This is a genomic window from Protofrankia sp. Cas8, assembly GCF_963555845.1.
GTDB lineage: Bacteria > Actinomycetota > Actinomycetes > Frankiales > Frankiaceae > Protofrankia.
The window spans coordinates 1-12,281 of record NZ_CAUVXI010000016.1; the positions used below are offsets into that span (position 1 = coordinate 1).

The window sequence follows — 12,281 nt, forward strand, 5'->3', positions numbered from 1 at the left end:
GTTGGGGGCGTAGCAGCTCGTCCGTGGGCCGCCACGTCGGCACCTGGACCAGGCCGGGATCGAGGAGATCGGTTCCGTCGAAAAAGTTCGCGATCTCCGCCTTGGCCCGCAGGGTGAGTGGCACCGCAGCGTTGCGGTAGGTGGACACAACGTCATCCGCCGCCATGGGACGCAGATCGGCGGTCGCATGGGACAGAACGAGGTAGCTACCCTCGGGGAGAGCGTCAAGCAGGCTTTTCACGATGGTGCCGGGGTTCTCCTCGTCGGTGATGAAGTGCAGGATCGCGACGAGGAAAAGACCGACCGGCCGGGTAAAGTCGAGGGTTTCGGTCATCTCCGGCGCGGACAGGATGCGGTCGACATGGCGCAGGTCTGCGTCGAGATAGGCGGTAACGCCGTCGGGGGTGCTGGTGAGCAGGGCACGGGCGTAGGCCAGGACGAGCCGATCGTTGTCGGTGTAGACGACCCGGGACGCTGGGGCGACATCCTGGACGATCTCATGAAGATTCGGGCTGGTGGGAATACCGGTGCCGATATCGAGGAACTGGCGGACACCGCACTCGGCCGCGAGGAACCGGGCCGCGCGGGCCAGGAAACGTCTGTTCTCCCGTGCCATGAGCCGGGCCTCGGGTGCGGCGTCGAGGACCCTTTCCGCCGCTGCACGGTCGGCGGGGAAGTTATCCTTCCCGCCCAGGTAGTAGTCGTACAGGCGGGCGGGATGGGGAACGCTCACGTCGATACCGACCGGAGTCTGGTCTCCCTGGTCCTCGGGCATGGGATGGGGTTCCGTTCACTACGGGACGTCCTCGCAACCCTCATCAGGATTGTGGACCGTCCAGGATGGCAGGGACAGGCAAGGTGGTGTCACTGTCCTGGATGAACGTCTGCGGGTCATTCCCTCCCGTGGGAAGCTTCGATTCGGCCTCGCCGAGGGCCGTGACCTGTGACGACGCACCCCAAGAAGGAAGATTATTCCGCCTGGATGGTCAGGTTGGTTGCACGCCAGGATCGTGCCGCGTCGCGTGATCGCCGGTGGTCGACGAAGGGCACCCACGCATGATCGCCATTTCTCCATCGGCCACCCGCGCACCGGACGGTCCCCTTGGGCAAGCGGACGACGGTCCGCAGTTTCTGTATCAACGGCGACGGCATCAGACGAATACCACCAGGAGCTGTATCCGCAGCCTCGTGTGGCGATGGGCGTCTCCGGCGGCAGGTTGTCAGCAGGCATCGACAACCTGGTGACGACGGTCGCGTGGACGATTGCGGTCCACATAGTGAGAACGGCGGCGAGTCATCCTCGCGCGGTCCGTACTCCCCACGGTGTGATCGAGCCGCTACTGTTGACGCGTCCCGCAGGCGCGGATCCGACGCCAGGCCCGGTGGCCGGGGACGAGGAAGGAGCGTTGCGCGTCGTCATGGCCAGGCCGGGTCTGAAAGCCGAACAGGACGAGCTACGTGCCCGGATGCGCCGGGCTGGGATGACCCACGGCGAGATCGCCGTCGAGTTCGCCCGCCGCTACCGGCTGCGCCCGCGGGCCGCCTACCGGGTGGCCCACGGCTGGACCCAGCAGCAGGCCGCGACTCAGATCAACGCCCACGCCGCCCGCATCGGCCTCGATCCGGATGGCACCGCCGTGGTGACCGCCCCGCGGTTATGTGAGCTGGAGCACTGGCCGCTTCCGCTCCGACGACGCCCCAGCCCGCAGATCCTCACTCTGCTCGCCGAGGTCTACGGCACCGACATCCACAGCCTGCTCGACCTCGACGACCGCGAACATCTCACCCCCGCCGACCGGCTCCTCATCAACAGCACCCGAAGGATCGGGCCGGCAAGGCCAGCGCACCCGCCAGCCGCGCTTCCGTCGGAGACCACGATCGTCCGGAACGGAGTCGTCCCATTCGAGCCGCCCCTCGTCGCGGCGGTCACGGGCGATGCCGAGGCGGGTGGCGGTCAGAACGACCAACTTGGTGAACTGCTCGACGTGGGACTGCGCTTGCGGTATTTCGCCGCGCCGACCGTCCACACCAGCCTTCTTGACTATCTCGATAATTTCATCGGAGTTTGTGTCCACTCCTATGAAGCGCGCGGCCCGGCGGCGATGATGCTTCATGTCACCCGTCAGCGGCGGTGGGTACAGACCCTCGTCGAGGGTTGGCAGCTGCCACGGGACCGCCAGCGGTTACTCGGGATCGCGGCACGGCTGTCGGGACTGGCGGGATACATGGCCGTGAATCTCGGCGATTTTCCTCTCGCGCGGGCGTACTGCGCGGAGGCGTTCACGATCGCGGTGGCCGTGGACGACAGCGATCTCGCCGCCTGGGTACGCGGCACGGAGAGCCTGTGCGAGTACTACGCCGGCGACTATCGGCTGGCGCTGGCACATGCTCGTGATGGACAGAACTATGCCGCGGGCGGCCCGCAGGCGATCCGGCTGGCGGTCAACGGAGAAGCGCGGGCCCTCGGCCAGCTCGGTGACCGTGGGGGTGCGCGGGAGGCTGTCGGCCGGGCGTTCGACCTGGCCGAAGCGACCCGGCTGCCCGACGGCATGTCACCGTGTGTCTCGTTCGGCCCGTACAGCCTTGCGCGGATCGCGGCGAACGCCGCGACAGCTCACGTCGGGACCGGCGAAGCCGCTCTGGTCCACCACTACGCGGAGATGACCAGCGACGTGCTGCGTACCGCCCAGTCACCCTGGAGCGACGTGCTGGTAGCGCTCGACGTCGCCACCGCGCTGACGGCCGGTGACGATCCTGATCCCGAACGCAGCGCGGCTATCGGCGTCGAGGCGCTGGCTCACGCCGGTTCTAACCCGATCGAGTCCATCCGCCAACGCGGACGGGAACTCGTCCGCCGTACCGCGCCGTGGCGCTCCCTGCCCCGCGTCACCGAGCTGGCCGAGGCGTCCCGGGCGCTCACCCGTGGGCTCCGGTGAACGAGAACGACCCGGTCCACGACGACTGGGAACGGTTCCGCACCGTGACCACGATGAACAACCACTGGGACCGACCCGGCTGGGCCCCCGGCCGAAGCTCTTATCACTGGTTCCTGACCTTCGACGACGCTGCTCTCTGCGACCTCGCGATGGCCTGCCAACGACATCTGCTCGACTTCGACTGCCTCGACCCCGTGACCGGCGACGGCCTGCACCTCACCGTGCGCCGGCTCGCGTTCGTCGACGAGATCGATACCGCCGACATCGACATCATCACCGCGCAGGTCGCCGAGCGTTGCCGCACCCTGCCGGCGTTCTCCCTGCGGGTCGGGCCACTGGCAGGGTCAAGCGGGGCCGTCCGCTTCAGCGCCACACCCTGGGAACCACTGCTCGAACTACGTCACATGGTCGACGACGTGGCAACCGCGTGCGGTCTGCCCGCCATCGACCGGCGGTTCCGTCCGCATGTCGGCATCGCCTACTGCAACCGCAGTGTCGCCACCGAGCCGATCATCCGCCGTGTCGCCATGCTGCGAGATCTGCCACCCGTCGACGTCCCTGTCATCGATCTACGGCTGGTCCGGTTGTACCGCGACGGCCGCTCCTACCGATGGACCCCGCTGTTCGTCGCTCCCCTGAACGTCGTCCGTCTTACGCCACGAACCGACCCGCACATCATCGGGCCCTGCTGATGAATGGACCAAAGCACCCCACCCACACACCATGTAAGGAGAGCTGTGTCGGAGCGTTACCGCAGCATCGTCGACGTGTACGTCCTGCTCCGACGAGGCGGCAAGATTCTTCTCGTGGAGCGCGCCAACACCGGATACGCCGACGGACAACTCTGCCCACCCAGCGGCCATCTCGAACAGGATGAGTCCGTCGTAGAAGGCGCTATCCGTGAAGCTCGTGAGGAAGTAGGTGTCTCACTCATTCCGGACGACTTTCATTGCGTGCACGTGGTGCATCACCGTAACTCGGATGGGCAGGGCCGCATCGGCTTCTTTTTCGCAGCAACGTGTTGGGAAGGCGAACCGCATAACCGTGAGCCCCACAAGTGTGCCGGTCTACTCTGGGCCGACCCCGATGACCTTCCGCTGAACACCGTCGGCTACACGGCTGCGGCCGTCGCGCAGATCCAAGCTGGACACGGATTCTCGATTCATGGTTGGAACATGACTTGATCGAGGTCGAACTCGCAGAACGCGGATCTTCGGACCTCTGCGCAGATCAGGTGCGGAGCCTTCCGTCCTGGTGCGTCCAGGCGTTACTGGACCTGGCGAACGTCGGCTGCATAATAGAACTCGAGCAGGAGGGTGTTCGGGCGCTGCTCGGTCAGACCGACGAGGTGTTCCGAGCAGCCTTCAGGATGAACCCGATCGACTCGGCGACCTGCCTGCCGTCGCCCGGTGCCGGCTACTGCCCCAGACACACTTGGTTTTCTGATCACCGCGCTGGTCGCGGACGCTGTTCGCCCCGCCAGCCGGTGAACGCCCGGCGTGCAGGGGTCGGGTGCAGCTGGCCGGCACATCCTCGTCGGCGCCCAAGGGTCGTCGCTGACCGTGGTGTGACACAATCGACGTGTCGAAGCGTATGTCGCCAGGTATGGGTGGACATCGGCGCGCGGCGACCGCAGGTGGCACGATCACGGGGGGCGTAGATGAAGGAGCTCGAACTCGCGGAGACGGTGCGGGCGCTGCGCGCCGAAATCGTGCGCGCTGCTCCGGCGGCCGAGGGCGCCGACTTCTACTTCCCGGTGAAGGAGATCCAGATCGAATTCCACGTCGGGGTGACCAAGTCCTCCGAAGGGGAGGCCGGGGTGAAGTTCTGGGTGGTGGAGCTGGGTACCTCGGGCGCCCTCGCCAAGGAAGAGATCCAAACCGTCACGGTTACCCTGGGCGCGCCGGTCGACAAGGACGGCAACCCGGTCCCCGTCAAGGTCGCTGGTGGCTCGGCGAAGAAGATTTGATCGGACTGCCGGCTCTTTGGTGTCGCTGGTATGACGATCAGTCCGATCATCGGCCCAAGGCGCGCGGTCGAGGTTCTCTTTTACCGTGGACCGTCGTACAGGCCTGCTGACGAGTGTTGGATGCTAAGTTCTGGCTATCTCATCGGCGGCATGACTGACCCGATCGTCCTGACGAGCGCGCACGGCATCGACTACCATCAAAGGCTCCGCCCCGACCAGGAGCTGTCGATCCGCACCATTGAGGGCGCCGAGTTCAAGGCCCGGCCTCTGGTCGTCTGTGACAACGCGTCCCAGGTTGACCTCGCGCTGCTGGCTGTCACCGACGAGCGCATCAACGGCGAGGGCTTTTTTGAGGATCTGAAGAACCTCCCCCCTGTCTCCTACGCCCGGGTGGAGCGGGACCGCCCCGACGTGGTAACGGGATGCTGGGTGGTGGGGTTCCCCGGGTTCAAACAGCAGGCCGAACCGGTTCTACCTGGGGGGCGTCGCCGGGACACAGCCCAGGCAAACGGGACGATTTCCCCCGGTGCCGACCAGGTGAGGAATTGGCTGACGCTGGACGTGAAGGAGACGCCCAATGGACTTCATGGCGGGGGGTCCGAGTGGGAGGGTATGTCTGGGTCGGTGGTCTTCGCGCCTGACGGAGACAGCCCGCGGGCCGTTGGTGTGGTCGTGGAACATTACAAACCGCAGGGAGTGTCGGCGCTCACCGTCGTACCGATTATGGCTCTGTGCGCGCTTGACAATGCTGCGGAGTGGTGTGACCACTTTGGCGTTACCACCCTGAGTGACCTACCGAGAGTGCCTCGGCCTGCGAACCCGATGGTGTTCCGACCATTACGTCCTGGCGCCACACGGTTCCCGGACCTGGAGGACTACGTCGCCGACCAGCTCGCCGACTTCATCTCGTTACGGACGGTGGCGAAATATGTCGGATGTCCGCCCATGGGCGACGAGGAGCCCGACGACGATCGCCGCAGGAAGGTGGTCGCGAGAACGATCGCCAGCCGGATGTACTCGGGCGACACCGACCTGAACCGCGTCGCCACTGCGTTGAGCAGAGCACCCGCGATCGGCCGTGCGCGCGCGGACATCGCCGACCGCCTGGTCCCCTTCAAGGAGACGGTTCCGGACGGAGCCGCCGCCCGGCTCGCGTCCCTGGTCAAGGGTGGCTGCATGGTCGCCGCGGATGGCGAGCGGGCACCGGCCGTGATGATCCGGGCGGACGAGGTCCCGTTCGCCTTCTGGCATTTCGTGCGCGCTCGCGAGGAAGCGCTCCTTCCTCGCGCCATCCATGTGTCCGATGAGCGCCCCCCGGACTCCCCGGTCTCGGTCTCCGACTTCGTCGGGGACCAGATCAGGGCGCGTATCCTCGCGGAGGCAGGCTGGTTGGGGTCCAGCACGTCGGACGGTTCCGACCAGGATCTGGACGACGCATTGGACAGCTTCGCCGACGACGACCGCGGCCCGATCGTCGTGATCTGGCCGGCCGGATTCGACATCAGCCACGTCACCGAACTGCGGGCGAGATATCCACGCTTGTTGTTCGCGATCGTCGTCGGGGCGGACGAGACGGGACCAGACGACGCTCCTCTGCTGGAAGTTCTCCAGAACCCCAGGGCCGAGCACCACTTCTACCGCCAGTACCGCACAATGACCGGCGGCGTTCCGCCGAGAATCGGAGCGTGGCAGTGAACGTGCCGGATGTCGACTGCGACTTCACTTACGAGAAGATATTCGACTGCGGCGATGCGGGTCCGCAACCGGTTGGGGTCGGGCACGATGCCGTCACGGATGTCGCGGCGCAGGTGGCGCCCCTCGCGGCGACGGCACTCGGCGACCAAGTGCCGCCCCTGGGCTACCGTTTCACGGCGGACACCGAACTGGCCATCAACGTGGCCTTGGCGGCCCGGCGCCCGCTGCTTGTCCGCGGCGAGCCGGGCTGCGGCAAGTCCACACTCGCGCCGGCGGTCGCAAAGGTCGCTGGATGGGACTTCCTGTCCGTGACCGTCACCTCGCGTACCCGCGCGCAGGACCTGTTGTGGACCTTCGACGCGATCCGCCGACTGCGTGACGCCCAAGCCGGGCAGGGCCGTGTCGGCCGTCATCCCACAGGAGCGCGCTTGGTCGGCACGCAGCGGTCAGGTCCCGAACGGTCGAGCTCACCGCGGTTGAAAACAGGGGGATTCGGCGCTGCGGCGATCGAGAATCTGCGGCGCTACGTCCGCCCGGGGGTGTTCTGGTGGGCGCTCGCGCCCGAGAACGCGGCAGCGGTGCACGGTGGCATTCCACCAACGGGGCCACGCGACCGGGCTGTCCTCCTGCTCGACGAGATCGACAAGGCCGAGCCGGACGTCCCGAACGACCTGCTCGCTCCTATGGGCACCTTGTCGTTCGAGGTCACGGACTTGGACGGCCACACCGTCCGACACGAACGCGCGTACGCGCCGCTCATCGTCGTCACCACCAACGAGGAGCGTGACCTCCCGCCTGCCTTCGTCCGCCGATGTGTGGTCCTGTCGCTTGAGTTTCCTACGGAGGACGGGCTGGTCGACATCGGGCGGCGGCACTTCCCCGGCGTGGACGAGGACCTGCTTGAACAGGCCGCGACGGTCACCGGCACGGCACGCAAGGAGGCACTGGCCGCGAGCGCCCAGCCGCCAGGGACCGCGGAGTACCTTGACGCGGTCCGGGCCGCTACTGGACTGGGCGTCACGCCGGGCGGCACCCCGCGAGAGTGGGAACGGATCAGGCGGTTGACGCTGGCGAAGTGGGCGAGGCCCGAGCGCGCATGACCGACCTGTCGCCGGAGATCTTCATTGCCGACCTGGTCCGGGTGTTCGGCCGGTTGGGGTGTGCCGACGCTGCCACCGAGGGCGCCGTGGCGCGCCTGCTCGGCTTTGCCCCGTCCGCAGCCGACGACAAGATTTCGGCCCAATACGACTCTGAAGAGGCGGTACCGGTAGCGGAAGATCTGCCCGACGTCCTGCGCCCCGCAGGGCCGCCGTCTGCCGAGGGCCCCGGCGACGACTCGGCCGCGGACCTGCGCACCGTTGGCGCGGATACCGAGCCGTCGACATGGATACCGTTGAGTCGCCGCGAACCGCTTTCCGAGCTGCCGCCGTGGCTGGCGACCGAACCGACCGCCAGTCCAAGCGCTGCAGAGCGGTCGTCGTCCGACCCCGGGGCCATCACGGCACCCACTTCGCCGGGCGTGCCGTCCCTGTTTTCGCGCCGTGCCGCCCGTGTAATTGTTTCGACGGCGCTGGCCGTGTCGTCCAGCGACGGCGATATCGACATCGACAGGATCATGGCGTCCCTCGCCCGTGGCGAGGCTTTCTCGGACATCCCGCGGATGCCCGTCCACACGAACCGACGCGGGGTGCAGGTCCTGCTCGACATGTCAGCCGCGATGCAACCGTTCCTTCCCGATCTCGCGCGGCTACCCGCCCAGCTCGCCCGAGTCGTCGGGCCGCGGGTGCAGACTCTGCGGTTCGCGAGGTGCCCGACGGCCGGCGTCGGGCCAGGCATGCGCCCGTGGAAGCCATATCGGCCTCCAGCCGCCGGCACACCAGTGTTACTGGTCACCGACCTCGGCAGCGGCTATCCGTGGGCGCCGCCGCCCGCTCCACCGCACGACTGGGCGCGGTTTGTCGCAGTGGTCCGTCGGGCGGGCTGCCGTCCGCTCGCCCTCGTCCCCGGGTCGGAACGCAGCGTCGACCCTAGGCTGGCCAGCCTGCTGCCGGTCCTACCATGGGACAACTCCACGACGGTCCGCCACGCGATCAGGGTGGCGCGATGACCCTCTCCCACAGGCTGACCGTGGAGACTGAGCAGGAGCGTCAGGCATCCGAACTCGCCGCCAGTCTCTCGGCAGCGGCGTACATCGACATTCGCCTTGTTCGGATCTTCCGACTGCACCTGCATCCCACCGTACCGACATCCGCCGAGGCAGTGCTGTGGTTTGGCCCCCTGGTCTCACGTGCAGGCGGCGGCACCATGACGCTTGACGCCCAAGCGCTGCCGCGGCTGCGGCGCCACCTGCTCGCCCGGCCCCCAGACCACCCCGCCCATCCGACGAGGGTCCGCGAGCTGCTGGTACGGATACGGGATGCCGACGGTGCCTCCGGCTACTTGCGGGCCGAGGAGGAGCTGATCTGGCTCGGCCTGCGCGGCGCCCCACGCAGCGAGATCGACGACTGCCTGCGCGGCGCGCTGGCGGATATCCAGGACCGGTCGAAGCCGACGCTCGCCGCCAGCGTCGCAAGGTGGGCCGCCCGTGCGCTGCCCCGCCTGCCGTCGACGGTCATGGCCCACAGCGGTGCGGCAAGGCTGTTGGCGGCCTATGCCGGCCTGCGCTTTGGCGTCCCTACTACGGTGCCGCTGGATGTCGAGACGGCCCGGCTGCTACAGCGGATCTCAACCGACGGCACGACCGTCGAGGTAGGCGCACGGATCGCGGCCGGCATGGTCGAGCTGTCCTGCCCGCCCGTACCAGGCTCGCACTGGCTGACCGTGCCCGGCTCCGACCCGATCGTGGTCGATATGCTGTCGTCCGGTTCGCTTGCGGAGCCGCTTGACGGGACCGACGCCGACTCGACCATCTCCGACCAGCGCCCACATGTGGTGGTCGTTCCGGTCCAGGGTGCCTCGAGCAGGCTCGTCCAGCAGACCGTGGACCTGCTGGACGAGTATGGCTTCGCAGCGACCGTCCAGAACGAGAACGACGTGCGGACCGACCCGCCGGCAGCGGGGATCACGGTTGTCCTAATCCTGGACGCCCTCGGGGCGATGGACGGCATCGAGTCTGCCCCGACCGTGCGCGCCCTCGCCGAGGCCAACGTCCTGACCGTCCTGTTGCGTTCCGAAGCCCTCGAACGCGCCGTGGCGTCGGGGACTGATGCCGAGGCCGCGACGACCGACGAAACTGCCGCGACCGCCGACGAGGAGCGCGAGAGAGCACGAGCTAGCGTGCTTGACGTGCTCGCACAGGTACTCGCTGTTCAGACACCACGCGCTGTCGCGGCCGTTCCCCGTCACGGCTTCGTCTCGGTACCGGCCGAAGGCCCGGTCTGGCTACGGGCATCGGGCGAGCCATGGCACGTGCTTACGGCGATCCTGCCGGCCGGGGTGGCGCGGCTCGCCGCCGACGATCCGCGTGCGGTCGGACCGTTCCGGCTGCTCGGACGGATCGACAAGGACGAGCTGGGCACGCTGTACCTAACGCGCGCCCGGGACGGACAACCAGCCGTGCTCCATCTCATCGACGGCTCCGTCGCCGCCGAGTTCGCTCGGGACTTCAGAACGTTCGAGCAGCGGTGGGCGAGGATCGCGGACGACCATGTCGTGACGCTCCTCGACGCCGACGTCGACCACTCACCTCCCTACTTCCTGACCGAATACGTGGACGGCGAACAGCTCGATGAGGTGATCTCGCCGGACAGGCCGATAAGGGGGGACCGGCTCGTCCGCCTCGCCTACCAGCTCGCGGTCGCGCTTGCCGCCCTGCACGACGTAGGGATCGTCCACGGCCATCTTTCGGCGGACGCCGTGCTACTCCGGCGGGACGCACTCACCCTGATGGGGATGCACCGCTGCCGCCCGGTCGGCGACCCCGGCCCGTCCATACTCGACCAGGCACGCCCCCCGCACTTCCGTCCCGAAGGCACCCCGACGTCCTCGGACCTGCACCCGTCGGCGGACATATACGGATGGGCATCGCTCGTCTACCGCGCAGCGAGCGGTCGTCCCGACGCACAGTTCCTGTCGCGATCAGACATAAGCACCGGAAACCCGGTTGTTGATGCACTAGTCGAGAGGTCACTTGACCGCAGGCCGCCTCGTCGCCCAACCTCGCGCGAATTGGTCGATGTCCTCGGGGAGATCGTGTCGGCAGAGGAGGATTCGATCGGACTGCCCCTCCCTAAAGCCAGTTTCTATACAAACCCAGATGTCGACACCGACTCCGGCCCTGCCGCCGATGACACGGACGCATGGCGGGGCCGGATCGGCTGGTCGTTCATCCTCCCGCCAGAGCCGTCGGAGCACAGGGTCATCCTCGACGAGCGGGACACGTCGGCTTCGCCGCCAAAGCGGCGGACATCCGCAGAAACTGCCGAATCTTCCCCATCCGACAGCGCTGACGCGCAACAGCCAGCGATGAGAACCTCCCGTCCGGTTACGACGACGGCCGCCGAGCGCGACGAGGCAGGGCCGATCCGTCTCGTCACCAACACCCGTGAACACTCGCAGTCCGTCGAACTCAGCCCAGCCGACCGAGCAACGCTCGTTGATGAGCTCGCGCGGGTGTTCTCCACAGAGCGCGCTGCGAACCGGCTGTTTCGGGAGGTCGGTATCCCACTCTCCCGCCTCCCATCGTTCCGGCACACGACGTCCATAGGAACCTGGTCCGAGATCACTCTGCTATTGGATAGGGGGATCATCGCAGACCCCTATCCCCGACTGCTGCGTGCGGCGCTACAGTCTTATCCTGCGAACAGCCGCCTGCGTCAGCTCGCGAACCGATACGGCGTCGATCCGGATGCTTCGGACGAGGTAACCTCATCCGACTTCGCTGATCGTGGTCGCGTGTTCATCAGCCACGCCCAGGCGGACACCGACGCAGCACGGACGCTGTTTCGATGGTTGAGGAAAGAGGGCTTCACGCCCTGGCTTGCCATCGAGGATCTGCTCCCGGGGCAGGACTGGACGCAGGTGCTGGACAGGGCGTTACAGCGCAGCCGGGTCATCCTCGTGCTGCTGTCGAACGCCACGCCGCTGAGCGCCTGGCAGTCGCGGGAGATCCGCGCAATCACGCGTTTCGAACGACCGCCAGGCGATGCGCCCTATGTTGTCCCAGTCCGGCTCGAGCCGTGTCAGATGCCAGCGGCCCTGCAGGTCCTCCAGTCAGCAGATCTGTTCGCGCCGGACGGCTACCAGCGGCTCGTCCGAGCCCTGCGCGGGATCATGCGGTAGCTCTGGCCAGGCTGGTCGGTTGCGTCCAAGGCTTGCCAATTCAGGATAATGAGCGGAGATGGTGGGCGTCCCGCCGTGCAGGCGATCTCCGTCACGTCGAATTCCTCAGACCGGGGCCGCGGCAGCTGCCGGAAGAAGCCGACCACGTAGATGATGACCAGCGACGCGACGAGGGCATAGCCGAACTATGGCGCCGCAGGCCAGGGTCTGGTCGGCCAGCAGGTCGGTCCCGCCACCGTCGACCTGCCCGTCCTGTGTACCGGTGTCAGCCGTCCGCGACAGGGAGATCACCAGTACGCACGCGCCGCCGGCCAGGAAACCGGTGAAATGGAGCCGATCGACGAGTCCTACCCCCATGCCGACACGATCGTCATGAGTGTTGCCCTTCGACGCACGCTCGC

Annotated in this window: 10 protein-coding genes; 8 read left to right on the plus strand and 2 right to left on the minus strand. The window is 67.3% G+C overall.

From position 1 onward, the window contains the following. Nucleotides 1–775 (minus strand): SAM-dependent methyltransferase (locus U9977_RS04710; RefSeq protein ID WP_322747918.1); only part of this gene is annotated, 775 nt, incomplete at its 3' end. A 643-nt stretch (nt 776–1,418) separates the two neighbouring features. On the opposite strand from U9977_RS04710, the gene U9977_RS04715 reads away from it, so the two are divergent. From U9977_RS04715 to U9977_RS04750, 8 genes are all read left to right on the plus strand, one after another. Then, nucleotides 1,419–2,936 carry a hypothetical protein gene (locus U9977_RS04715; RefSeq protein ID WP_322747956.1) on the plus strand — a complete coding sequence of 506 codons (1,518 nt, stop codon included), beginning with the start codon at nt 1,419–1,421 and terminating at the stop codon, nt 2,934–2,936. Then, nucleotides 2,933–3,628 (plus strand): 2'-5' RNA ligase family protein, encoded by a 696-nt coding sequence (locus tag U9977_RS04720; RefSeq protein WP_322747919.1) that lies wholly within the window; start codon nt 2,933–2,935, stop codon nt 3,626–3,628. Before U9977_RS04715 ends, U9977_RS04720 begins: the two co-directional genes overlap by 4 nt. Before the next feature lie 45 nt (nt 3,629–3,673). Next, nucleotides 3,674–4,120 (plus strand): NUDIX hydrolase, encoded by a 447-nt coding sequence (locus U9977_RS04725; RefSeq protein ID WP_322747920.1) that lies wholly within the window; start codon nt 3,674–3,676, stop codon nt 4,118–4,120. 476 nt (nt 4,121–4,596) lie between these two features. Beyond that, nucleotides 4,597–4,905, plus strand: coding sequence for a trypco2 family protein (locus U9977_RS04730; protein WP_322747921.1), 309 nt, complete (start codon nt 4,597–4,599; stop codon nt 4,903–4,905). A gap of 120 nt (nt 4,906–5,025) precedes the next feature. Then, nucleotides 5,026–6,600, plus strand: a complete 1,575-nt coding sequence (locus U9977_RS04735; protein WP_322747922.1) for a trypsin-like peptidase domain-containing protein — start codon at nt 5,026–5,028, stop codon at nt 6,598–6,600. Further along, nucleotides 6,591–7,700, plus strand: a complete 1,110-nt coding sequence (locus U9977_RS04740) for a MoxR family ATPase (RefSeq protein WP_322747923.1) — start codon at nt 6,591–6,593, stop codon at nt 7,698–7,700. Before U9977_RS04735 ends, U9977_RS04740 begins: the two co-directional genes overlap by 10 nt. After that, nucleotides 7,697–8,707 (plus strand): hypothetical protein, encoded by a 1,011-nt coding sequence (locus tag U9977_RS04745; protein ID WP_322747924.1) that lies wholly within the window; start codon nt 7,697–7,699, stop codon nt 8,705–8,707. The genes U9977_RS04740 and U9977_RS04745 overlap by 4 nt, the downstream gene beginning before the upstream one ends. After that, nucleotides 8,704–11,880, plus strand: a complete 3,177-nt coding sequence (locus tag U9977_RS04750; protein WP_322747925.1) for a TIR domain-containing protein — start codon at nt 8,704–8,706, stop codon at nt 11,878–11,880. The genes U9977_RS04745 and U9977_RS04750 overlap by 4 nt, the downstream gene beginning before the upstream one ends. Before the next feature lie 105 nt (nt 11,881–11,985). Here the strand turns inward: U9977_RS04750 and U9977_RS04755 are convergent, their stop codons facing one another. Further along, on the minus strand, nt 11,986–12,237 hold the full coding sequence (locus U9977_RS04755; RefSeq protein ID WP_322747926.1) for a hypothetical protein: 252 nt from the start codon (nt 12,235–12,237) through the stop codon (nt 11,986–11,988). Between the last annotated feature and the right edge of the window lie 44 nt (nt 12,238–12,281).

What these genes read in the sequence shown, in the direction of transcription:
- U9977_RS04730 (WP_322747921.1), top strand. Translation starts at nt 4,597, where the DNA reads ATGAAGGAGCTCGAACTCGCGGAGACGGTGCGGGCGCTGCGCGCCGAA.
- U9977_RS04735 (WP_322747922.1), top strand. Translation starts at nt 5,026, where the DNA reads ATGCTAAGTTCTGGCTATCTCATCGGCGGCATGACTGACCCGATCGTC.
- U9977_RS04745 (WP_322747924.1), top strand. Translation starts at nt 7,697, where the DNA reads ATGACCGACCTGTCGCCGGAGATCTTCATTGCCGACCTGGTCCGGGTG.
- U9977_RS04715 (WP_322747956.1), top strand. Translation starts at nt 1,419, where the DNA reads ATGGCCAGGCCGGGTCTGAAAGCCGAACAGGACGAGCTACGTGCCCGG.
- U9977_RS04750 (WP_322747925.1), top strand. Translation starts at nt 8,704, where the DNA reads ATGACCCTCTCCCACAGGCTGACCGTGGAGACTGAGCAGGAGCGTCAG.
- U9977_RS04755 (WP_322747926.1), bottom strand. Translation starts at nt 12,237, where the DNA reads ATGGGGGTAGGACTCGTCGATCGGCTCCATTTCACCGGTTTCCTGGCC.